This is a genomic window from Streptomyces sp. NPDC006487 (genome assembly GCF_042870555.1).
In the GTDB taxonomy this organism is placed as follows: domain Bacteria; phylum Actinomycetota; class Actinomycetes; order Streptomycetales; family Streptomycetaceae; genus Streptomyces.
Map to the genome: position 1 here is coordinate 230,478 of NZ_JBIAHN010000015.1, position 20,743 is coordinate 251,220.

General features: G+C 71.0%; 22 protein-coding genes. 14 read left to right on the plus strand and 8 right to left on the minus strand.

Annotated elements, in window-relative coordinates; translation table 11 throughout:
• Positions 1–44: 44 nt before the first annotated feature.
• From ACFYM0_RS26975 to ACFYM0_RS26985, 3 genes are read left to right on the plus strand one after another with little or no spacing between them, the layout of a single operon-like run.
• A complete protein-coding gene (locus ACFYM0_RS26975; RefSeq protein WP_388505794.1) occupies positions 45–953 on the plus strand; it encodes a sterol desaturase family protein in 909 nt (302 codons plus the stop codon).
• Entirely contained in the window at positions 950–1,675 is a 726-nt protein-coding gene (locus ACFYM0_RS26980) for a lysoplasmalogenase (RefSeq protein WP_388505796.1), read from the plus strand. The genes ACFYM0_RS26975 and ACFYM0_RS26980 overlap by 4 nt, the downstream gene beginning before the upstream one ends.
• 18 nt (positions 1,676–1,693) lie before the next feature.
• Positions 1,694–2,737: a zinc-dependent alcohol dehydrogenase family protein gene (locus ACFYM0_RS26985; RefSeq protein WP_388505797.1), complete on the plus strand. Its 1,044-nt coding sequence runs from the start codon at positions 1,694–1,696 to the stop codon at positions 2,735–2,737.
• Between the two features lie 104 nt (positions 2,738–2,841).
• Here the strand turns inward: ACFYM0_RS26985 and ACFYM0_RS26990 are convergent, their stop codons facing one another.
• Complete coding sequence (locus ACFYM0_RS26990) at positions 2,842–4,389, minus strand: S8 family serine peptidase (protein ID WP_388505799.1); 1,548 nt, start codon at positions 4,387–4,389, stop codon at positions 2,842–2,844.
• A 255-nt stretch (positions 4,390–4,644) separates the two neighbouring features.
• Between ACFYM0_RS26990 and ACFYM0_RS26995 the strand changes: the two genes are divergently transcribed.
• The 3 genes from ACFYM0_RS26995 to moaA all read left to right on the plus strand — a co-directional run bounded on the left by ACFYM0_RS26995 (position 4,645) and on the right by moaA (position 7,848).
• Complete coding sequence (locus ACFYM0_RS26995; protein WP_388505800.1) at positions 4,645–5,010, plus strand: DUF485 domain-containing protein; 366 nt, start codon at positions 4,645–4,647, stop codon at positions 5,008–5,010.
• Positions 5,007–6,662: a cation acetate symporter gene (locus tag ACFYM0_RS27000; RefSeq protein WP_388505802.1), complete on the plus strand. Its 1,656-nt coding sequence runs from the start codon at positions 5,007–5,009 to the stop codon at positions 6,660–6,662. The genes ACFYM0_RS26995 and ACFYM0_RS27000 overlap by 4 nt, the downstream gene beginning before the upstream one ends.
• A 196-nt stretch (positions 6,663–6,858) precedes the next feature.
• Positions 6,859–7,848, plus strand: coding sequence for a GTP 3',8-cyclase MoaA (moaA, locus tag ACFYM0_RS27005; RefSeq protein ID WP_250742236.1), 990 nt, complete (start codon positions 6,859–6,861; stop codon positions 7,846–7,848).
• A 60-nt stretch (positions 7,849–7,908) separates the two neighbouring features.
• On the opposite strand, the gene ACFYM0_RS27010 is transcribed toward moaA, so the two are convergent.
• Both ACFYM0_RS27010 and ACFYM0_RS27015 read right to left on the minus strand, forming a co-directional pair.
• A complete protein-coding gene (locus tag ACFYM0_RS27010) occupies positions 7,909–8,169 on the minus strand; it encodes a hypothetical protein (protein ID WP_388505803.1) in 261 nt (86 codons plus the stop codon).
• 136 nt (positions 8,170–8,305) lie between these two features.
• Entirely contained in the window at positions 8,306–8,638 is a 333-nt protein-coding gene (locus ACFYM0_RS27015; RefSeq protein WP_388505805.1) for a DUF3099 domain-containing protein, read from the minus strand.
• A 178-nt stretch (positions 8,639–8,816) separates the two neighbouring features.
• On the opposite strand from ACFYM0_RS27015, the gene ACFYM0_RS27020 reads away from it, so the two are divergent.
• Positions 8,817–9,095: a GlsB/YeaQ/YmgE family stress response membrane protein gene (locus tag ACFYM0_RS27020; protein ID WP_327252057.1), complete on the plus strand. Its 279-nt coding sequence runs from the start codon at positions 8,817–8,819 to the stop codon at positions 9,093–9,095.
• 99 nt (positions 9,096–9,194) lie between these two features.
• On the opposite strand, the gene tyrS is transcribed toward ACFYM0_RS27020, so the two are convergent.
• The 3 genes from tyrS to ACFYM0_RS27035 all read right to left on the minus strand — a co-directional run bounded on the left by tyrS (position 9,195) and on the right by ACFYM0_RS27035 (position 13,502).
• A complete protein-coding gene (gene tyrS / locus ACFYM0_RS27025) occupies positions 9,195–10,460 on the minus strand; it encodes a tyrosine--tRNA ligase (protein ID WP_388505806.1) in 1,266 nt (421 codons plus the stop codon).
• A gap of 121 nt (positions 10,461–10,581) precedes the next feature.
• A complete protein-coding gene (locus tag ACFYM0_RS27030; RefSeq protein ID WP_388505807.1) occupies positions 10,582–11,982 on the minus strand; it encodes a metallopeptidase TldD-related protein in 1,401 nt (466 codons plus the stop codon).
• Positions 11,979–13,502: a TldD/PmbA family protein gene (locus ACFYM0_RS27035; RefSeq protein WP_388505809.1), complete on the minus strand. Its 1,524-nt coding sequence runs from the start codon at positions 13,500–13,502 to the stop codon at positions 11,979–11,981. Before ACFYM0_RS27035 ends, ACFYM0_RS27030 begins: the two co-directional genes overlap by 4 nt.
• A gap of 185 nt (positions 13,503–13,687) precedes the next feature.
• Between ACFYM0_RS27035 and fabG the strand changes: the two genes are divergently transcribed.
• The 3 genes from fabG to ACFYM0_RS27050 all read left to right on the plus strand — a co-directional run bounded on the left by fabG (position 13,688) and on the right by ACFYM0_RS27050 (position 15,842).
• On the plus strand, positions 13,688–14,407 hold the full coding sequence (gene fabG / locus ACFYM0_RS27040; protein ID WP_327252053.1) for a 3-oxoacyl-[acyl-carrier-protein] reductase: 720 nt from the start codon (positions 13,688–13,690) through the stop codon (positions 14,405–14,407).
• A gap of 5 nt (positions 14,408–14,412) precedes the next feature.
• Positions 14,413–15,186 carry an enoyl-ACP reductase FabI gene (gene fabI / locus ACFYM0_RS27045; protein WP_327252052.1) on the plus strand — a complete coding sequence of 258 codons (774 nt, stop codon included), beginning with the start codon at positions 14,413–14,415 and terminating at the stop codon, positions 15,184–15,186.
• Between the two features lie 224 nt (positions 15,187–15,410).
• Positions 15,411–15,842 carry a hypothetical protein gene (locus tag ACFYM0_RS27050; RefSeq protein ID WP_388505810.1) on the plus strand — a complete coding sequence of 144 codons (432 nt, stop codon included), beginning with the start codon at positions 15,411–15,413 and terminating at the stop codon, positions 15,840–15,842.
• On the opposite strand, the gene ACFYM0_RS27055 is transcribed toward ACFYM0_RS27050, so the two are convergent.
• Positions 15,823–16,527, minus strand: coding sequence for a FadR/GntR family transcriptional regulator (locus tag ACFYM0_RS27055; protein ID WP_388505812.1), 705 nt, complete (start codon positions 16,525–16,527; stop codon positions 15,823–15,825). The two genes, ACFYM0_RS27050 and ACFYM0_RS27055, sit on opposite strands and share 20 nt — an antisense overlap.
• Positions 16,528–16,680: 153 nt before the next feature.
• Here ACFYM0_RS27055 and ACFYM0_RS27060 point away from each other — a divergent pair, with 153 nt between their 5' ends.
• From ACFYM0_RS27060 to ACFYM0_RS27075, 4 genes are all read left to right on the plus strand, one after another.
• On the plus strand, positions 16,681–17,976 hold the full coding sequence (locus ACFYM0_RS27060) for a CynX/NimT family MFS transporter (protein WP_388505814.1): 1,296 nt from the start codon (positions 16,681–16,683) through the stop codon (positions 17,974–17,976).
• Between the two features lie 5 nt (positions 17,977–17,981).
• Entirely contained in the window at positions 17,982–18,101 is a 120-nt protein-coding gene (locus ACFYM0_RS27065) for an SGM_5486 family transporter-associated protein (RefSeq protein WP_266876817.1), read from the plus strand.
• A gap of 139 nt (positions 18,102–18,240) precedes the next feature.
• Complete coding sequence (locus ACFYM0_RS27070) at positions 18,241–18,456, plus strand: hypothetical protein (RefSeq protein ID WP_388505816.1); 216 nt, start codon at positions 18,241–18,243, stop codon at positions 18,454–18,456.
• Between the two features lie 130 nt (positions 18,457–18,586).
• The gene (locus tag ACFYM0_RS27075) at positions 18,587–19,105 is read left to right on the plus strand and encodes a SixA phosphatase family protein (protein WP_388505818.1); all 519 of its coding nucleotides are present in this window, start codon (positions 18,587–18,589) and stop codon (positions 19,103–19,105) included.
• Positions 19,106–19,219: 114 nt separating this feature from the next.
• Here ACFYM0_RS27075 and serB read toward each other — a convergent pair whose 3' ends face one another.
• Positions 19,220–20,419, minus strand: coding sequence for a phosphoserine phosphatase SerB (gene serB / locus ACFYM0_RS27080; protein WP_254387950.1), 1,200 nt, complete (start codon positions 20,417–20,419; stop codon positions 19,220–19,222).
• Positions 20,420–20,743 lie beyond the last annotated feature (324 nt).

Sequence of the window (20,743 nt, forward strand, 5' to 3'; positions counted from 1 at the left end):
ACAACCACTAGCCGAGCCCCCGAACCCGCCTCTATGGTGCGGACATGCCGAACCTGCCCGATGTCGTGCTGTGGTCCATACCCGCCTTCGTCCTGCTCACCGTGATAGAGCTCGTGAGCTACCGCATCCATCCCGACGAGGACGCCGCCGGGTACGAGACCAAGGACGCCGTCACCAGCCTCGGCATGGGGATCGGCAGCCTCGGCTTCGACTTCCTCTGGAAGATCCCGATCGTCGCGATCTACACCGCGGTCTACGAGCTCACCCCGCTGCGCGTGCCCGTCCTGTGGTGGACCATCCCGCTGATGCTGCTCGCCCAGGACTTCCTCTACTACTGGCAGCACCGCGGCCACCACGTCATCCGCATCCTGTGGGCCTGCCACGTCGTCCATCACAGCAGCCGCAAGTTCAACCTCACCACCGCCCTGCGCCAGCCCTGGACCAGCGCCACCTCCTGGCCGTTCTACCTCCCGATGATCGCCCTGGGCGTGCACCCGGCCGCCATCGCCTTCTGCTACTCGGTCAACCTCGTCTACCAGTTCTGGATCCACACCGAGCGCATCGACAAACTGCCCCGGCCGATCGAGTACGTCTTCAACTCCCCGTCCCACCACCGCGTCCACCACGCCTCCCAGGGCGGCTACCTGGACCGCAACTTCGGCGGCATCCTGATCGTCTGGGACCGGATGTTCGGCTCCTGGGTCGGTGAGACCGACAAGCCCGTCTTCGGTCTCACCAAGAACATCGGCACCTTCAACCCGCTGCGCGTCGCCACCCACGAGTACGCGTCCATCGCCCGGGACGTGCGCGGGGCCACCACCTGGCGCGAGCGCGCCGGACGCGTGTTCCGCGGCCCCGGCTGGCAGCCCGCACAGGCACAGGCATCGGCAGCGCAGGCAGCGCAGGCCGCCCCCGCCGAGGCGCCCGCCCCCGCCCCGGAGCACGCCGCGTGAGCGCCACCGGATCCACCGAACGGGCGGGGTCCCGTACGCCCGCCTGGGCGCGCCCCGCCCTCCCCCCGGGCGCCGGCTTCGCCACCAGGGCGCTGCTCGTCGCCTTCGCCGCCGCCACCGCCCTGGACCTGGGGTCGCTGCTGGCGGGCTGGCACACCGGGCACCTCATCGCCAAGCCGCTGCTGATGCCGCTGCTCGTCGCCTACGTCATCACCCTGCGCGCGCCCCGGCTGCTGATCGCGGCCCTGCTCTTCGGCTGGGGCGGGGACCTGGCCCTGCTCTTCGACGCCGACGCCGCGTTCCTGATCGGGATGGGCTCCTTCGCCGCCGGGCACGTCTGCTACCTCGTGCTCTTCGGCCACCGCCGGACGGGCCCCCTGCTCGGGGCCGCGTACGCCGCCGCGCTGCTGTCCACCGTCACCCTGCTCTGGGGCGACCTGCCCGCGGAGCTGCGGATCCCGGTCGCCGGGTACAGCCTGCTGCTCACCGCCATGGCCTACCGCTCCAGCGCCCTGGGGCCGCGGGCCGGGCTCGGCGGGGCGCTGTTCCTGCTCTCCGACACGCTCATCGCCACCGGGGTCGCCGAGTGGCCCCAGCTGCCCCGCGCGGACTTCTGGGTGATGGCCACCTACGTGGCGGCCCAGTACCTGCTGGCCACGGGAGCACTCGCGCCGCGGCGGGCGTACGGTAGGGAGGCCCTACAGGGCTCCACCACTTCCTAACCGGAGGACTGCACCACCATGCGCGCCACCGTCATCCACGCCCCGCACGACATCCGCGTGGAGGAGGTGCCCGACGCTGCGATCCAGCGCCCCGAGGACGCCGTCGTCCGCGTCCTGCGTGCCTGCATCTGCGGCAGCGACCTGTGGGCCTACCGCGGCGAAGCCAAGCGCCAGCCGGGCCAGCGGATCGGGCACGAGTTCCTCGGCATCGTCGAGGAGACCGGCTCCGCCGTCTCGGACCTGCGCGCCGGAGACCTCGTCGTCGCCCCCTTCATGTGGTCCGACGGCACCTGCGCCTACTGCTCCGAGGGCCTCTACACCTCCTGCGAGCACGGCGGCTTCTGGGGCTCGGTCGGCCACGACGGCGGCCAGGGCGAGGCCGTCCGGGTCCCGCACGCCGACGGCACGCTGGTGAAGCTGCCCGCCGACGCCGCCTCCGACGACCACCTGCTGACCGCGCTGCTCGCGCTGTCCGACGTCATGGGCACCGGCCACCACGCCGCACTCGGCGCGGGGGTCCGCAAGGGCTCGACGGTCGCCGTCGTCGGCGACGGCGCGGTCGGCCTGTGCGGGGTCCTCGCGGCCAAGCGCCTGGGCGCCGACCGGATCATCGCACTGGGCCGGCACGCGGTCCGTACGGACATCGCCAAGCTCTTCGGGGCCACCGACGTGGTCGCCGAGCGCGGCGAGGCCGCCGAGGCGGCCGTGCGCGAGCTCACCGGCGGCCAGGGCGCCCACTCGGTCATCGAGGCGGTCGGCACCGAGCAGTCCATGCGCACCGCGGTGAACATCGCCCGCGACGGCGGAGCCATCGGCTACGTCGGCGTGCCGCACGGCAGCGGCACCGGCCTCGACCTCGGTGTCATGTTCGACCGCAACCTCACCCTGCGGGGCGGGGTCGCGCCGGTCCGCGCGTACATCCCCGAGCTCCTCGCGGACGTGCTCAGCGGTGCGATCGACCCGTCGCCGGTCTTCGACCGGGCCGTCACCCTGGACGAGGTCCCGGAGGGCTACCGGGCGATGGACGACCGCAGCGCGCTGAAGGTCATGATCAAGCCCTGACGGCAGGGCTGAGCGCGGAGGAACGCGGCAACGCAAGGAAGGGCCGTGCGGGATGTTCCCCGCCCGGCCCTTCCTCATGTCAGCGTGTCAGCGGATCCAGCCGCTTACTTGACGGCCTTCAGAGCGTCGACCACGCCGTAGCCGTCGTAGCTGTTCTGGCCCCACTTGCTGTTGCAGGTGGCGGCGTCGACCAGCACGCCCGTGGCGTCGTAGACCTTCTCGGGGCAGGCCGTCTTCGTGGCCTGGGCCTTGAGGAGCAGCTGGAGCTGCGCCGGGCTCGCCCACGGGTGCGCGCTCTTGAGCAGGGCGGCGACACCGGCGACGTGCGGGCCGGCCATCGAAGTGCCCTGCTTGTAGCCGTAACCGCCGCCCGGGAGGGTGGACAGCACGCGGCCGTTGGCGTCCGGGGTGGCGGGTATCTGCCACTTGTCGCCGCCGGGGGCCGCGACGTCGACGACGCCCAGGCCGTAGCTGGAGTAGTACGACTTGAATCCCTGGTCACCGGTCGCGCTCACCGTGACCACGCCCGGGAGCTGGGTGGGGATGTCCAGGCAGACGTGGGGGTCGATGGTGCGGGGCACCGGGGTGGTGTCGTTCGGGCTGGTGTCGTCCATGATGGCGTTGGACGCCAGGTCGTGGTTCGAGTTGCCCGCCGAGGCCACGCTGAGCACGCCCTTGCGCTCGGAGTACTTCGTCGCCCGGCCGAGGGCCTCCACCAGCGCCTTCTGGTCGTCGTCCGACTTGCAGTTGTAGAGCCAGGGGTCGACGTAGTAGCTGTTGTTGGTCACCTCGATCCCCTTCTCGGCGGCGAACATGAACGCGCAGACGACGGCCTCGGTGTAGAAGAGGCTGGTCGAGGGCTCGCTCACCTTGATGGCGGCCACCTGGACGCCGGGCGCCACGCCGCTGATGCCGACTCCGTTGCGCGGGGCCGCGATGGTGCCCGCCACGTGGGTGCCGTGGTCGCTGCCGTCGGCGTACGGGCGCCAGGAGCCCTCGGTGGTGTCGGCGACGCCGCCGACGCAGTTGGCGGACTGGCCCTTGGAGAAGTTCGGGGCGAGATCCGGGTGAGTGTCGTCGACACCCGTGTCGATGACGCCCACCGTCACGTTCCGGCTGCCATCGTTGATCTTGTGAGCCTGATCGGCCTTGATCGCGCGCAGGTCCCACTGGTTGGACTCCAGGGGCTCCTGTCCGGGCTCGGCCTGCGCCGCCGCCTTCGCGGCGTCCGCGTCGCTCAGCCGCTGCGTCGATCCCTCCTCATCGGTCTGCACGACCGACAGGGGAGCCGTACGGGTGGCGCCGACCGACGCGAACAGGCTCCGCTGACCGCGGAGCTGCTTGGCGAAGTCCGGGTTCTGCGAGTGGGCTACGACCACTCCGATTTGCTCATATGCGATCACCACGGTGCCACCGGCACGCTCGATCGACTTCTTCGCCTGCTTCACGCTTCCGTACGAGGTCAAGTTCGCCACGTAGGACAGCTTGGGGCCGGAGGTGTCGGGCGTGGCGGTGACCGAGGCGTCCGCAGTCAGGCCGAGCGGAGCGGCGGAGGCCGCGACCGAGGGCAGGAAAGCGAGCGAGGCGGTGAGCGCCAGGCCGACCGGAACGGCGAGAGCGCGCCGCCGGTTACCGGTTCCCAGATGAGCCATGGGTTCTCCACATCATCGTGAAAAAGCCGTCCGGGCGCGGTCGCGACGGACGGGTTCATGACAGGCGAACTTAGCGTTTCCGTTCCCTCCTGCGCCATGAGTTCGAGGAATCAGTTCCCAAAGAAACAAGCAGGTGTTGAACCACCCCGACGCGCCGGACGTGCCGTTGACAGGGGGGATCGGCACCACCGTCCCCCCACGGAGGTTGTTTTGTCCGTCATCCCCACCGCACCCGCGTCACAAGGAGAGTCCCCCGTGACAGCCGAAACAGCGCCGCCCCCGGGCAGCACGGGAACGCCGCCGGCGAGCCCCGGGCCCCAGGAGTTCGTACGCGTCCAGCAGAGCGAGGAGTTCGCCGAACTGCGCCGCGCCCACCGCTCCTTCGCCTTCCCGCTCACCGTGGCGTTCATCGCCTGGTACCTGCTCTACGTCCTGCTCTCCAACTACGCGGGCGACTTCATGGGGACGAAGCTCTTCGGCAACATCAACGTGGCCCTGGTCCTGGGCCTCGGCCAGTTCGCGACGACCTTCCTCATCGCCTGGCTGTACTCGCGCCACGCGGCGTCCCAGCTCGACCCCAAGGCCTCGGCCATCAAGGCAAGGATGGAGGCGGGCGAATGAGCGCCCCGCTGTACGTGGCGGTCGCCGGGGCGGCCACGGCGGGTACGACCACCGCCGCCGGTGCCTCCGAGCACCGCCCGCTGATCATCACCCTGTTCGGGCTGTTCGTCGTCGCCACCCTGGCCATCACGATCTGGGCCGGGCGCCAGACCAAGGACGCCGCCGACTTCTACGCGGGCGGCCGCCAGTTCACCGGATTCCAGAACGGTCTGGCCATCTCCGGCGACTACATGTCCGCCGCGTCCTTCCTCGGCATCGCCGGAGCCATCGCGCTCTTCGGCTACGACGGCTTCCTCTACTCGATCGGCTTCCTCGTCGCCTGGCTGGTGGCCCTGCTCCTGGTCGCCGAGCCGCTGCGCAACTCCGGCCGCTACACGATGGGCGACGTGCTCGCGTACCGGATGCGCCAGCGCCCCGTACGGACCGCCGCAGGCACCTCCACCATCGTGGTCTCGATCTTCTACCTGCTCGCCCAGATGGCCGGCGCGGGCGTGCTCGTCTCGCTGCTCCTCGGCATCACCAGCGACTTCGGCAAGGTCGTGATCGTCTCGCTGGTCGGCGTCCTGATGATCCTCTACGTCACCATCGGCGGGATGAAGGGCACCACCTGGGTGCAGATGATCAAGGCCGTGCTGCTGATCGCGGGCACGCTGCTGATCACCTTCCTGGTGCTGCTCAAGTTCAACTTCAACGTCTCGGACCTGCTGGGCCAGGCCGCCGACAACAGCGGTCAGGGAGTGAAGTTCCTGGAGCCGGGCCTGAAGTACGGCAAGGACTCGCTCTCGAAGCTGGACTTCCTCTCGCTGGGCCTCGCCCTGGTGCTGGGCACCGCCGGCCTGCCCCACATCCTGATCCGCTTCTACACGGTCCCGACGGCCAAGGCCGCCCGCAAGTCCGTGAACTGGGCCATCGGCATCATCGGCGCCTTCTACCTGATGACGATCGTCCTCGGCTTCGGCGCCGCGGCCCTGCTCAAGCGGGCCGACATCATCGCCTCCAACAAGGCGGGCACCACCGCGGCCCCGCTGCTCGCCCAGGAGATCGGCGGCGGTCCGGGCTCCACCGGCGGTGCGGTCCTGCTCGCCGTGATCTCGGCGGTGGCCTTCGCCACGATCCTCGCGGTCGTCGCGGGCCTGACCCTGGCCTCCTCCTCGTCCTTCGCGCACGACATCTACGTGAACGTGATCCGCAAGGGCAAGGCCACCGAGAAGGAAGAGGTACGGGCGGCGCGCTGGTCCACCGTGGTCATCGGAGCCGTCGCCATCGGCCTCGGCGCCCTCGCCCGCGACCTCAACGTCGCCGGACTCGTCGCCCTGGCCTTCGCGGTGGCCGCCTCCGCCAACCTGCCGACGATCCTCTACAGCCTCTTCTGGAAGCGCTTCACCACCCAGGGCGCCCTGTGGTCCATCTACGGCGGCCTGGTCTCCTCGGTCGTCCTGGTGCTCTTCTCCCCGGTCGTCTCGGGCAAGCCCACCTCGATGTTCAAGGGCGCCGACTTCTACTGGTTCCCGCTGGAGAACCCCGGCATCATCTCCATCCCGCTCGGCTTCCTGCTGGGGTGGCTGGGAACCGTCCTCTCCAAGGAGAAGGCCGACCCGCAGAAGTTCGCCGAGCTCGAGGTCCGGTCGCTCACCGGAACCGGCGCGCACTGACACGCTGCGCCTCAGCGAGATGCTCCGAACACCGAGCGTGGCCGTGTCGTATGTCCCTACGACACGGCCACGCCTCGTCTCGTTCATTCGGGCACCCCTACATGTCACGCGTGTCGCGTAGGCTCGTTGATAGCGCTCGTACTCTCATCCATCACGGCGCAAACCTCTATAAACCGGACAGGGGAGGGGGCTTACAGTGCTTCTCGACACCTACGGCCGCGTAGCCACTGACCTGCGCGTCTCGCTCACCGACCGGTGCAACCTGCGCTGTACCTACTGCATGCCCGAAGAGGGCCTGCAGTGGCTCGGCAAATCGGATCTGCTCAGCGACGACGAGATCGTCCGCCTGATCCGCATCGCGGTCACCCAGCTCGGGATCAAGGAAGTCCGCTTCACCGGCGGCGAGCCGCTGCTGCGCCCCGGCCTCGTCGGGATCGTCGAGCAGTGCGCGGCCCTGGAGCCCCGCCCCAAGATGTCGCTGACCACCAACGGCATCGGCCTCAAGCGCACCGCACAGGCGCTCAAGGCCGCCGGCCTGGACCGGGTGAACGTTTCCCTGGACACGCTGCGGCCCGAGGTCTTCAAGACCCTGACCCGGCGCGACCGCCACAAGGACGTCATCGAGGGCATGGCCGCCGCCCGCGACGCCGGCCTCACCCCCGTCAAGGTCAACGCGGTGCTGATGCCCGGACTCAACGACGACGAGGCCCCCGACCTGCTGGCCTGGGCCGTGGAGAACGAGTACGAACTCCGCTTCATCGAGCAGATGCCGCTCGACGCCCAGCACGGCTGGAAGCGCGACGGCATGATCACCGCCGGTGACATCCTGGAATCCCTGCGCACCCGCTTCACGCTCACCGAAGAAGGGTCCGAGGAGCGCGGCTCCGCCCCGGCCGAGCGATGGGTCGTCGACGGCGGCCCCGCCACCGTCGGCGTCATCGCCTCGGTCACCCGCCCGTTCTGCGGCGCCTGCGACCGTACGCGCCTCACGGCCGACGGCCAGATCCGTACGTGCCTCTTCGCCACCGAGGAGTCCGACCTGCGCGCCGCCCTGCGCTCGGGCGCCCCGGACGAGGAGATCGCCCGACTGTGGAAGGTGGCGATGTGGGGCAAGAAGGCCGGGTCCGGCCTCGACGACCCGACCTTCCTGCAGCCCGACCGCCCGATGTCGGCGATCGGCGGCTGACCTCCACCGTCACCCCCGCCGTCACCGGCGGATCCGAGCGACCCCGAGGGCTCGCAGTGGCTACGGCCGCTGCGAGCCCTCGGGCGCTTCCCACTCGTCGAGCTTCACGACGTCCTTGAGGAAACCGCGGACCCCCAGGAACTGGGACAGGTGCTCGCGGTGCTCCTCGCACGCCAGCCAGGTCTTGCGGCGCTCGGGGGTGTGCAGCTTCGGGTTGTTCCACGCCAGGACCCAGACGGCCGTCTCGCGGCATGCCTTGGCGGAACAGGTGGGTACCTCGGTGGCGGAAGCTTCGTTCACAAATGCGTCAAGGGGAGTCACGGCTCAACCCTAAGACGGAATGGCGACGCCGAGCAGCCACGGGGGGAGCTGCCCGGCGTCGGTCCGTCGCTCCGACGGGGGATGCGGAGCGCGTAGGCAGTATGTCACGCAGGACCCGGTGCGGTGCACTGGAACTTCATGATTGATCTGAGCTTTTCTTGAGGTTCCCGTCACCCAGAACGGGGCGTACGGGCGCCGGCACGAAGTGCGACGGCAGGGAGGGCGTCGATTCGCGTCCCGCGTTCGCGATGACCACCGCGATGTACGGCAGCAGCGCCCCCGCGACGAGCGTCACGATGGCCACGGGCCGCTGCACGTTCCACAGGACGATCGTCGCGATGACCGACAGGGTGCGGACCAGCATCGAGATCACGTACCGGCGCTGGCGTCCCCGTACGTCCTCGGCGAGGCTCATCCGCGCCCCCGTGATCCGGAAGACCTCGGACCCGTTCCGCTTCGTCCGCTCCACAACCCACCACCCGATCGATCGCCGGACACTCCCCGGCCCGGACGCCTCCACCGTACGCCGCCCGCCTCGAGCCGGGCAGAGGGGGTGTCCCCCGAATGGAGCCGCCCGAAATGCGCGCTGGGCCGGACGGGTCGAGACTGGGCCCACATGCGCACAACGCGCCAGGAGGAGGCTCGACATGGGTTGGTTGTGGGCGATCATCGTCGGCTTTGTACTGGGACTGATAGCCCGGGCGATCCTGCCGGGCAAGCAGCACCAGCCCCTTTGGCTGACCACCGTCTTCGGCATCATCGGCGCGGTCCTCGGCAACGCCGTGGCCACCTGGATCGGCGTCAACGAAACGCGCGGCATCGACTGGATCCGGCACTTGCTGCAGCTTGCCGGAGCCGTCGTGGTGGTCGGCCTCGGTGACCTGATCTACAGCTCGCTGCGCGGCGGCAAGAAGCAGATGACCTGAGGGCTCGGGCCCGCCGCGCGGCGCGGCGGCGGAGCACGACGGAGGGGCCGGTCCGGACAGTGCGTCCGGACCGGCCCCTCCGTCGTGCCGCGGCGGCGACTAGCCGGTGACCTCGACCGCCGCCAGGTTCTTCTTGCCGCGGCGCAGCACCAGCCAGCGCCCGTGCAGCAGGTCCTCCTTGGCGGGGACCGCGTCCTCGGAGGCGACCTTCACGTTGTTCACGTAGGCGCCGCCCTCCTTGACGGTCCGGCGCGCGGCCGACTTGCTCGCGACCAGCCCGGTCTCCGCCAGCAGATCGACGACCGGACCCGGCTCCGCCACCTTCGCGTGCGGCAGTTCGGACAGGGCCGCCGCCAGGGTGGCCTCGTCCAGGTCCGCCAGCTCGCCCTGGCCGAACAGCGCCTTGGACGCCGCGATCACGGCGGCGCACTGGTCCGCGCCGTGCACCAGCGTGGTCAGCTCCTCCGCCAGCGCGCGCTGCGCGGCACGCGCCTGCGGCCGCTCGGCGGTCTGCGCCTCCAGCGCTTCCAGCTCCTCACGGGTCTGGAAGGACAGGATGCGCATGTAGGTGGAGACGTCCCGGTCGTCCACGTTCAGCCAGAACTGGTAGAACGCGTACGGGGTGGTCATCTCCGGGTCGAGCCAGACGGCGCCGCTCTCGGACTTGCCGAACTTGGTGCCGTCCGCCTTGACCATCAGCGGGGTCGCGATGGCGTGGACGTGCGCGTCCGGCTCCACCCGGTGGATCAGGTCGAGACCGGCCGTCAGGTTGCCCCACTGGTCGGACCCGCCCTGCTGGAGCACGCAGCCGTGCCGGCGGTACAGCTCCAGGAAGTCCATGCCCTGGAGCAGCTGGTAGCTGAACTCCGTGTAGCTGATGCCCTGGTCGGAGTCCAGCCGCTTGGCGACCGAGTCCTTCGTCAGCATCTTGTTCACGCGGAAGTGCTTGCCGATGTCCCGGAGGAACTCGATGGCGGACATGCCCGCCGTCCAGTCCAGGTTGTTGACCATGACCGCCGCGTTCTCGCCCTCGAAGGACAGGAACGGCTCGATCTGGGTGCGCAGGCGCGTCACCCAGTTCGCGACGGTCTCCGGGTCGTTCAGGGTGCGCTCGGCGGTCGGACGCGGGTCGCCGATCTGCCCCGTGGCCCCGCCGACCAGCGCCAGCGGACGGTTGCCCGCCTGCTGCAGCCGGCGCACGGTGAGGACCTGCACCAGGTGACCCACGTGCAGCGAGGCCGCCGTCGGGTCGAAGCCGCAATAGAACGTGACGGGACCGTCCGCGAACGCCTTGCGCAGCGCTTCTTCGTCGGTGGACTGGGCGAAGAGCCCGCGCCACTTCAGTTCGTCGACGATGTCCGTCACGGTTCTGGGTCTCCTTGAACGAGGTGGAACAGAAAGCTGGGGGATTCCCCGCCAGTCTAGGCGGGGAAGCCCCGCACCTCTCACGCTTTGTTGATCCATCCCGTTGGGCGGACGCCGTTGATCAGACGCCCTTGCTGACCGAGCTCATGTTGAAGTCCGGGATGCGCAGCGCCGGCATCGCGGTCCTGGTGAACCAGTCGTTCCATTCGCGCGGCAGGGTCTTCTCGGTCCGGCCGGCCTCGGAGGCCCGCGACAGCAGGTCCACGGGGGACTCGTTGAACCGGAAGTTGTTGACCTCGCCGACGACCTGGCCGTCCTCCACCAGGTAGACGCCGTCCCGGGTCAGCCCGGTGAGCAGCAGAGTGGCCGGGTCCACCTCGCGGATGTACCAGAGGCAGGTCAGCAGCAGCCCGCGACTGGTGGAGGCCACCATCTCCTCCAGGGACTTCTCCCCGCCGGCCTCCAGGATCAGGTTCCCGAAGGAGGGGGAGACCGGCAGCCCGGTCAGTTCCGCGGTGTGCCGGGTCGTGGTCAGCCGGGACAGCTCTCCGTCCTTGATCCACTCGGTCGCCGGCACCGGCAGGCCGTTGTCGAAGACGGAGGCGCTGTCGCCGGAGCTGTGCGCGATCACGAACGGCGCGGACTCCAGGCCCGGCGCGTTCGGATCGCTGCGCAGGTTCAGCGGCAGCGGGGAGAGCCGCTCGCCGAGCCGGGTGCCGCCGCCGGGCTTGGAGAAGACCGTCCGGCCCTCCACCGCGTCCCGGGCCGACGCCGACCACATCTGGTAGATCAGCAGGTCGGCCACGGCCGTGGCGGGCAGCAGCGTCTCGTACCGCCCGGCCGGAAGGTCGATCTTCCGCTCCGCCCAGCCGAGGCGCACGGCCAGCTCCGCGTCCAGCGCGGTCGGGTCCACGTCCTTGAAGTCCCGGGTCGCGCGGCCGGCCCAGGCCGAGCGCTGGCGGTCCGGGGACTTGGCGTTGAGCTCCAGGGTGCCGTTGGGCTGGTCGTGGCGCAGGCGCAGCCCCGTGGAGGTGCCCACGTACGTGGACACCAGCTCGTGGTTGGCGAAGCCGTACAACTCGCGGCCGCCCGCGCGGGCCCGGGCGAAGGCCTCGCCCAGGGCCGGGGCGAAGTCCGCGAACACCGCCGAGGAGGTCTCGGCAGGGGCGTCCGCGAAGTCCGGCGAGGACGGGGTGCCGGTGACCAGCGCCCGCGCGTCCTCCGCCGGGCCGGCACCGCGGGCGGCCGCCTCGGCGGCCCGGACCAGCGGCTCCAGCTCCGCGGCCGTGACGGCGGAGCGCGAGACGACCCCCGAGGCCGTGCCCTCCTTGCCGTCGACGGTGGCGATGACCGTGAGGGTCCGGCCGCGGGTGACCCCGTTGGTGGTCAGGGCGTTGCCCGCCCAGCGCAGGTTCGCGCTCGACTCCTCGTCGGCGATGACGACGCAGCCGTCCGCGGTGGACAGCTCCAGTGCCCGCTCGACGATCTCGTGGGGCTTGGTGGTGCGACTCGACGAGGTCATCGTCCGGCCTCCTGCGTGGTGTTCAAGATGTTCACGTCACGGAACAGCGCGGACGGGCAGCCGTGCGAGACCGCCGCGACCTGGCCCGGCTGGGCCTTGCCGCAGTTGAAGGCGCCGCCCAGGACGTAGGTCTGCGGACCGCCGACCTTCTCCATCGAGCCCCAGAACTCGGTGGTCGTGGCCTGGTAGGCCACGTCGCGGAGCTGCCCGGCGAGCTTTCCGTTCTCGATGCGGAAGAAGCGCTGCCCGGTGAACTGGAAGTTGTAGCGCTGCATGTCGATGGACCAGGAGCGGTCGCCGACCACGTAGATCCCGCGCTCCACCCCGCCGATCAGGTCCTCGGTGGAGAGCCCGCCCGGATCCGGCTGGAGCGAGACGTTCGCCATGCGCTGGACGGGCACGTGCCCGGGGGAGTCGGCGTAGGCGCAGCCGTTGGAGCGGCCGAGGCCGGTCAGCTTCGCGATCCGCCGGTCCGTCTGGTAGCCGGCCAGGGTGCCGTCCTTGACCAGGTCCCAGCTCTGCGCCTCGACGCCCTCGTCGTCGTAGCCGATGGTGGCCAGCCCGTGCTCGGCCGTCCGGTCGCCCGTCACGTTCATGACGGGGGAGCCGTAGGCGAGCTTGCCCAGCTGGTCGAAGGTGGCGAAGGAGGTCCCGGCGTACGCGGCCTCGTAGCCCAGCGCCCGGTCCAGCTCGGTGGCGTGGCCGATGGACTCGTGGATGGTGAGCCACAGGTTCGAGGGGTCCACGACCAGGTCGTAGCGCCCGGCCTCGACGCTCGGCGCCCGCATCTTCTCGGCGAGCAGGCCGGGGATCGCCTCCAGTTCGGCGTGCCAGTCCCAGCCGGTGCCGGTCAGGTACTCCCAGCCGCGCCCGGCCGGCGGGGCGATGGTGCGCATCGAGTCGAACTCGCCGGTTGCGGCGTTGACGGCGACGGCGGTGAGCTCCGGGTGGATGCGCACCCGCTGCTGGGTGGTGGAGGTGCCCGCGGTGTCGGCGTAGAACTTGTTCTCGTGGACCGCGAGCAGTGAGGCGTCCACGTGGGCCACCCCGTCGGCCGCCAGGAGGCGCGCGCTGAAGTCGGCGAGCAGCGCGGCCTTCTCCGTGTCCGGCACCTCGAAGGGGTTCACGTCGTAGGCGGAGATCCAGGTCTTGTCGGCGTGCACGGGCTCGTCGGCGAGCTCGACCCGCTCGTCCGATCCGGCCGCCTTGATGATCTTGGCGGACAGCTTCGCCATGGCCACGGCCTGCGAGGCGACCTTGGCGGCGGCGTCCATGGTCAGGTCCACACCGGAGGCGAAGCCCCAGCTGCCGCCGTGCACCACGCGGACCGCGTAGCCGAGGTCGGTGGTGTCGGAACCGCCCGAGGGCTTGGTGTCGCGCAGCCGCCAAGAGGCGCTGCGGATCCGTTCCAGACGGAAATCGGCATGATCGGCGCCCAGCGCGCGGGCCCGCGCGAGCGCCGCGTCGGCCAGCGCCCGCAAGGGCAGCGCGGTGAAGGCCGCGTCGATGGAATGGGGCACGGAGGTCCTCCCGGGGGTCTGGGCAGCAGACCCGATCATGTCGCGTCGGCGCTTGCCGTGCCTACATCTTTCTGTAGGGACTCGACAGAGCGCGTACCGAGGCCCTGTCGGAGCCGGATTCTCCGGAAGGGGTACTTGACCTATAGGTTTTTGGTATTCAGACCGCTAGTCGAAAGGGTGATCCGTTGAGCCGCTCGGTTCTCGTCACCGGAGGTAACCGGGGCATCGGCCTCGCCATCGCCCGAGCTTTCGCGGAAGCGGGGGACAAGGTCGCGATCACGTACCGGTCGGGCGAGCCCCCGGCCGAGCTCACGGCCCTGGGCGTGCTGGCGGTCCGCTGCGACATCACCGACTCCGACCAGGTCGACCTGGCGTACAAGCAGGTCGAGGACGCGCACGGCGCGGTCGAGGTCCTCGTGGCCAATGCCGGCATCACCAAGGACACGCTGCTGATGCGCATGTCCGAGGACGATTTCGCCTCGGTCGTCGACACCAACCTCACCGGCACCTTCCGCGTGGTCAAGCGCGCGAACCGCGGCATGCTCCGCGCCAAGAAGGGCCGCGTCGTCCTGATCTCCTCGGTCGTCGGCCTGCTCGGCTCGGCCGGCCAGGCCAACTACGCCGCCTCCAAGGCGGCGCTGGTCGGCTTCGCCCGCTCCCTCGCCCGTGAGCTGGGCTCCCGCAACATCACCTTCAACGTCGTCGCCCCGGGCTTCGTGGACACCGACATGACGAAGGTGCTCACGGACGAGCAGCGGGCCGGCATCGTCGGCCAGGTGCCCCTGGGCCGCTACGCGCAGCCCGAGGAGATCGCGGCCGCGGTCAGCTTCCTGGCGTCCGACAACGCCGCGTACATCACTGGTGCCGTCATTCCCGTTGACGGCGGATTGGGCATGGGTCACTGATCACCATGAGCGGAATTCTCGACGGCAAGCGCATCCTCGTCTCCGGGGTGCTGATGGAGTCGTCCATCGCCTTCCACGTCGCCAAGCTGGCCCAGGAGCAGGGCGCCGAGGTCATCCTCACCGCGTTCCCGCGTCCGACGCTGACCGAGCGCATCGCCAAGAAGCTGCCCAAGCCGGTCAAGGTGATCGAGCTCGACGTCACCAACGACGAGCACCTGGCCCGCCTGGAGGGCCTCGTCCGCGCGGAGCTCGGCGGCCTCGACGGCGTCGTCCACTCCATCGGCTTCGCGCCGCAGGACGCGCTCGGCGGCAACTTCCTGAACACCCCGTTCGAGTCGGTCGCCACCGCCATGCACGTCTCGGCGTTCTCGCTGAAGTCGCTGACCATGGCCTGCAAGCCGCTCTTCCCGGAGAACGAGGGCGGCTCGGTCGTCGGCCTGACCTTCGACGCGCAGTTCGCCTGGCCGCAGTACGACTGGATGGGTCCGGCCAAGGCGGCGCTGGAGGCCACCAGCCGCTACCTCGCCCGTGACCTGGGCAAGGAGAAGGTCCGCTGCAACCTGATCTCGGCCGGTCCGCTCGGCTCGATGGCCGCGAAGTCCATCCCCGGCTTCTCCGAGCTGGCGGACGTCTGGAACCACCGCTCCCCGATGGAGTGGGACATGTCGGACCCGGAGCCGGCGGGCAAGGGCGTCGTCGCCCTGCTGTCGGACTGGTTCCCCAAGACCACCGGCGAGATCATCCACGTCGACGGCGGTCTGCACGCGATGGGTGCCTGACCTCCCCGGTCGGGACCCCGTTCCATCCGTACGGCGGCGGCCGCGTCTTCCCTTCCGGGAGGCGCGGCCGCTGCCGTTTCGGCGGGCGGGGCCGGGACCGTACGGGGTGACTCGATCAGATGTCCGCCCCCGGGTCTGATCTTCCCGAGTCGAGAATCCGGACATTTCCCTGCAAACTGGGCCCGTCGGGATCTTCCCGGCTCCTGCGGGGAGGAGGTACGGGAGTGCGCGCGAGGCGGAGCCGAGCGGTATCCCTGCTGATCACCTCGGTGGTCCTGACCGGGTTCCTGCTCCCCGGAGCCGTCGCGCAGGACGAGGTGTCCGCCCCGGCCTCCGGTACGGACGTCCAGGCCCCGGCCGTGGTCGACCTGGCCCAGATCCCCGCCGAACCCCCCGTACAGCCCGCGCGGCCCCCCGCCCGGGAGCTCTTCGGAGCCGACTGCGACACCGAGATCAACGGCTCGCAGGTGGTGGCGTTCTGCCACAACGGCTATCCGCAGACCGACCTGGTCCGCCTGCACGTGGAGTGCGACCGCTGGTGGGACGTGGACGGGGACGGCGCCGCCGTGGCCGTCGGCCCGGCCGGCCGCGTGGAGCTCTCCGGCCGCTGCTGGAAGGAAGTCCGCTCCGCCTGGGTCAGCCACCAGCGGCAGTGAACCCCGCGGCGCGCCCCTCCTCGGCCAGGCAGACGAACGGATAGCCGGCCGCCTCCGAAGCCGCCGCGTCCCCGTCCCCGCGCCGGATCGCCTCGATCAGCCGCGCGTGGTCCAGGTGGGAGGCGGGATCGAGCTCCGTGCCCACGTCGGTGCGCAGCCAGTCGGCCACCAGATCGCCGAGGTCCGCGTACAGCTCGATGAGCACGTCGTTGTGGGAGGCCGCCACCACCGCCATGTGCAGGGCCACGTCCGCCGCGATGAACGGCTCCGCGTCCCCGCCCGACCAGGCCTCCTCGCGCCGCGCCAGCAGCGCGTCCAGCTGTACGAGGTCCCGCGCGGTCCGCCGCTCCGCCGCGAGGCGGGCCGCCGAGGACTCCAGCGTCGAGCGCAGCTCCGCGATGTGCCGGGGGTCGGCGCCGGCGAAGCGGCGGTGCATGACCCCGGCCAGCTCGCTGGTGGCGATCACGTAGGTCCCCGAGCCCTGGCGGATGTCGAGGAGGCCGTTGTGCGCGAGGGCCCGCACGGCCTCCCGCACGGTGTTGCGGGCGACGCCCATCAGCTCCACGAGCTCCGGCTCGGTGGGGATGCGGGATCCCACGGGCCATTCGCCGGTGGTGATCTGGTTCCGGAGCTGGGCGATCACCTGGTCGACGAGTGCGGATCGCCGGGGCGAGGTCAGCGGCATGCGGTCGGGGTTCCTCTCGGGGCGGGCGCGGTCGGGCAGACGGGAACGGTCCGTGGGGCGGGAACGGGTCCGTGGGGCGGGAACGGTCGGGTGACGGGAACGATACGGCTGCGGGGTGGACAACCAATCATCCCATGATTCTATGATGGTCGAATGTCCGACGAAGAAGTCCAGATCCTGAACCGGCCCCAGGCCGCTCACACGGCCGCGCCGCAGCCCCTCCCCACGCCCGCCGCCACCCCGCAGCCGGCGTGGCTCGGCCCCGTGCTCCTCGTCGGCATCGTGCTGGCCGCCCTCAACCTGCGGCCCGCCATCACCAGCCTCGGCGCCCTGTTCGAGGAGACCCGCGAGGGCCTCGGCATGAGCGGCACCGTCGCCGGACTCATCACCTCCGTACCCGCCCTGTGCTTCGCCGTCTTCGGCGTCACCGCGCCCCGGCTCTCCCGCCGCTTCGGGCCGGCCGCCGTCGTCTGCGCCGGTATGGTCGCGGTCGCCGCGGGCCTGCTGATCCGGCCGTTCGCCTCCAACGCCGCCGGGTTCCTCGCGGCCAGCGCCCTGACCCTGGCGGGCATAGCCCTGACCAACGTGCTCCTGCCGGTGATCGTCAAGCGCTGGTTCCCCGACCGGGTCGGCACCATGACGGGGCTCTACTCCATGGCCCTGGCCGCCGGTACCTCGCTCGCCGCGGCGGCGACCGTCCCGATGACCCAGGCCCTCGGCGGCAGCTGGCGCACCGGCCTGCTGATCTGGGCCGTCCTCGCCGCGGCGGCCGTCCTGCCCTGGCTGGCCATCGCCGCGGCGGCCCGCAAGGAGAAGGCCGCGGCGGCGGGCGTACCCGCCGCCCGCCCCGACGCCGGGCCGAGCGTGGTGCGCAGCCGTACCGCGTGGGCCCTCGCCTGCTACTTCGGACTCCAGGCCACGGGCGCGTACATCACGATGGGCTGGCTCCCGCAGATCTTCCGCGACGCGGGGGTCTCCGCCTCCACGGCGGGCATCCTGCTCGCCGTCACCATGGTCATGGGCGTCCCGCTCGCCTTCGTCATCCCGGGCCTGGCCGGCCGGATGAGGAACCAGGGCCCCATCGCCGTCGTACTCGGCCTCTTCGGCCTCGTCGGCTACCTCGGCCTCTCCTTCGCCCCCGCCGCCGGCGCGTGGGCCTGGGCCATCCTTCTCGGCGTCTCCAACTGCGCCTTCCCGCTCGTCATCACCATGATCGGACTGCGGGCCAAGTCCCCCGCCGGCGTCGTCAAACTGTCGGCCTTCGCCCAGAGCACCGGCTACCTCATCTCCATCCCCGGGCCGCTCCTCATCGGCACCCTCTACCAGCACACCGGCGGCTGGGACCTGCCCCTCGCCCTGATGGCCGGTCTGCTCGTCCCGCAGATCGCGCTCGGCATCCTGGCGGGCCGGGACCGCACGATCGAGGACGAATGCGGCATGCGAGACTGATCGGCATGTCGCCCGTACTTGAACCGAACCCCCAGAACGGCCACCGGAAGCTCGGCCTCGTGCTGGGCGCGATGCTGCTGGTGACCGTCGTCATCGCCGTCGTCGCCACCCTCGCCTCGCCGTAGGGGGTGGGGTTAACCCCCCAACCCCTAGGGGGTCAGGCTCAGGGGCATCTGGGGTGCGTCCCGGATGGGAACCGCCTGCTCGAATCCTTAGATTCGAAGAGCAAGAGCGAGCCCGTCCGACCACCCCACGGAGGCGGCCATGTCGGCCCCCACGCACCTGGCCCCAGGCCGCCCGTCCGCTCCCCGCACCGCCGGGGCCGACGCCCGGCTGCCCTGGTGGGCGCTCGCCCTGCCCGCCCTCGCCTTCGGCCTCCTGCTCATACTCCTGGCCGGATCCGGCCAGGCACACGCCGCCTCCGGCGACGGCTCCACCCTCGTCCAGGTCACCGAACGGCTGCTGAGCGCCGTCGGCTGACGGGGCGCCAGCCACCGGGAGCCCACCCGCGCCGCCGTGCGCCGGGGCGCTCCCCACGCCCCACACCTGGGGGTGATGACCCCCTCAACGCCCTGCGCCCCGTGGCTCGATTCATGCGAAGCTGGGAGTCATGAGCGCCGACACACCCCGCAGGATCGTCCTCCTCCGGCACGCCAAGGCCGAATGGTCGGACGGCACGGACCACGACCGCCCCCTGGCGGACCGCGGCCGTCACGACGCCCCGGCCGCGGGCCAGAAACTGGCCCAGACCGGCATCACCTTCGACCTGGCCCTCTGCTCCAGCGCGGCCCGGACCAGGGAGACCTGGAAGCTGGCCGTCCAGGAGCTGCCGCACCGGCCGAGGACCACGTACGAGGAACGGCTCTACGAGGCTTCGCTGGGCGAGCTCATCGCCCTGGTCAACGAGACCTCCGACGAGGTGAAGAACCTCCTGGTCATCGGCCACAACCCCGGCATGCACGCGCTGGCCGACGCCCTCTCCGGGAGCGCGCAGGGCGACGTGCTCGCCCGGATGAACCGCAGCGGCTTCCCGACCTCCGGAATCGCCGTCGTCTCCTTCACCGGCTCGTGGAAGTCCGTGGAACACGGAGTGGGCACCCTGCTGGACTTCTGGACCCCGCACAGCTGACGCGCACGCACGCACGCCTCGACGACTACGACGACCGAGCGGGCCCCCGCACTTGCACAGTGCCGGGGCCCGCTCCGTCGTCGTGGTCGTGGCGTGGGGGTTCCGCCGTGTCCGTCACGCCAGGTCGGCGGCCTCGACCTCTTCGCGGGTGATTCCGAGCAGGTACAGCACGGCGTCCAGGAAGGGCACGTTCACCGCGGTGTGCGCGGCTTGGCGGACCACCGGCTTGGCGCAGAAGGCGACGCCCAGCCCGGCCGCGTTCAGCATGTCCAGGTCGTTGGCACCATCGCCGATGGCCACCGTCTGGGCCAGCGGTACACCGGCCTCCGCGGCGAAGCGGCGCAGCAGCCGGGCCTTGCCGGCCCGGTCCACGATCTCGCCGGTGACCTTGCCCGTCAGCTTGCCGTCGACGATCTCCAGGGTGTTGGCGGAGGCGAAGTCCAGCCCGAGCCGCTCCCGCAGATCATCCGTCACCTGCGTGAACCCGCCGGAGACGACGCCCACCTGGTAGCCGAGCCGCTTGAGGGTGCGGATCAGCGTCCGGGCGCCCGGGGTGAGGCGCACTTCGGAGCGGACCTTGTCCACCACGGAGGCGTCCAGCCCGGCCAGCAGCGCGACCCGGGCGTGCAACGACTGCTCGAAGTCCAGCTCCCCGCGCATGGCACGCTCGGTCACCTCGGCGACCTCGGCCTCGCAGCCGGCGTGCGCGGCGAAGAGCTCGATGACCTCGTCCTGGATCAGGGTCGAGTCCACGTCCATGACGACGAGGCGCTGGGCCCGCCGGTGCAGCCCGGCCGAGACCACGGCCACGTCGACGCCGATCTGGGCGGCGGCGGTGGCCAGCGCGGTGCGCAGCGGCTCGGTCGCGGTGCCGGAGACGGCGAATTCCACGGCCGTCACCGGATACTTCGCGAGCCGGAAGATGCGGTCGATGTTGCCGCCGGTCGCGGTGATCCGCGCGGCGATGGCGGCCGTGGACTCGGCGGTGAGCGGGTGCCCGAGCACGGTGACGTGCGAACGGCCACTGCCGCGCGGCCGGTTGTCACCGGTGCCGGAGAGGATCTCGGCCTGCAGCTTGAGGGACTCGGCCCAGCTGTGGACGGTCGCCCGCAGCTCGCCCTCGGTGCCGGCGGTCGGGTGGGTGACGAGGGCGCACAGGACGATGCGGCCCCGGGTGACGACCTGCTCGATGTCGACGACGTCGACGGAGTAGGCGGCGAGGGTGTCGAACAGCCCGGCGGTGATCCCGGGACGGTCCTTGCCGAAGATCTTGACGAGGAGGGTGGGGACGTCGGAGGTCTGCGAAGCGCTCATGGTGCCTTCACCGTATCTCCCCGGCCTGCGCGCACGGAGCCCCGTCCCACCTGGCGGAACCGTTTCGCTCCGTACGGACGTGCGGGGGCCACTCCGTGGACGTGTGGAGGTCGTGCGGCGGCCATGGGCGGGCCCTGGAGCGGGCGCGTGGAGATCCGGCGACGGGGGGCGCCGGACGGCCGGAGGTCAGGCACGGCAGGGGAGGGCGAGGGCCGGGAAGGAGCCCGCCCGACGGGCCGATGCGTCCCCCGGCCCGGCCGGGGGGACGCCGGAGCGTCCCGAAACGCACCTTCCGGGGCGCTTTCGACCCCCTCGGCGGGCCTC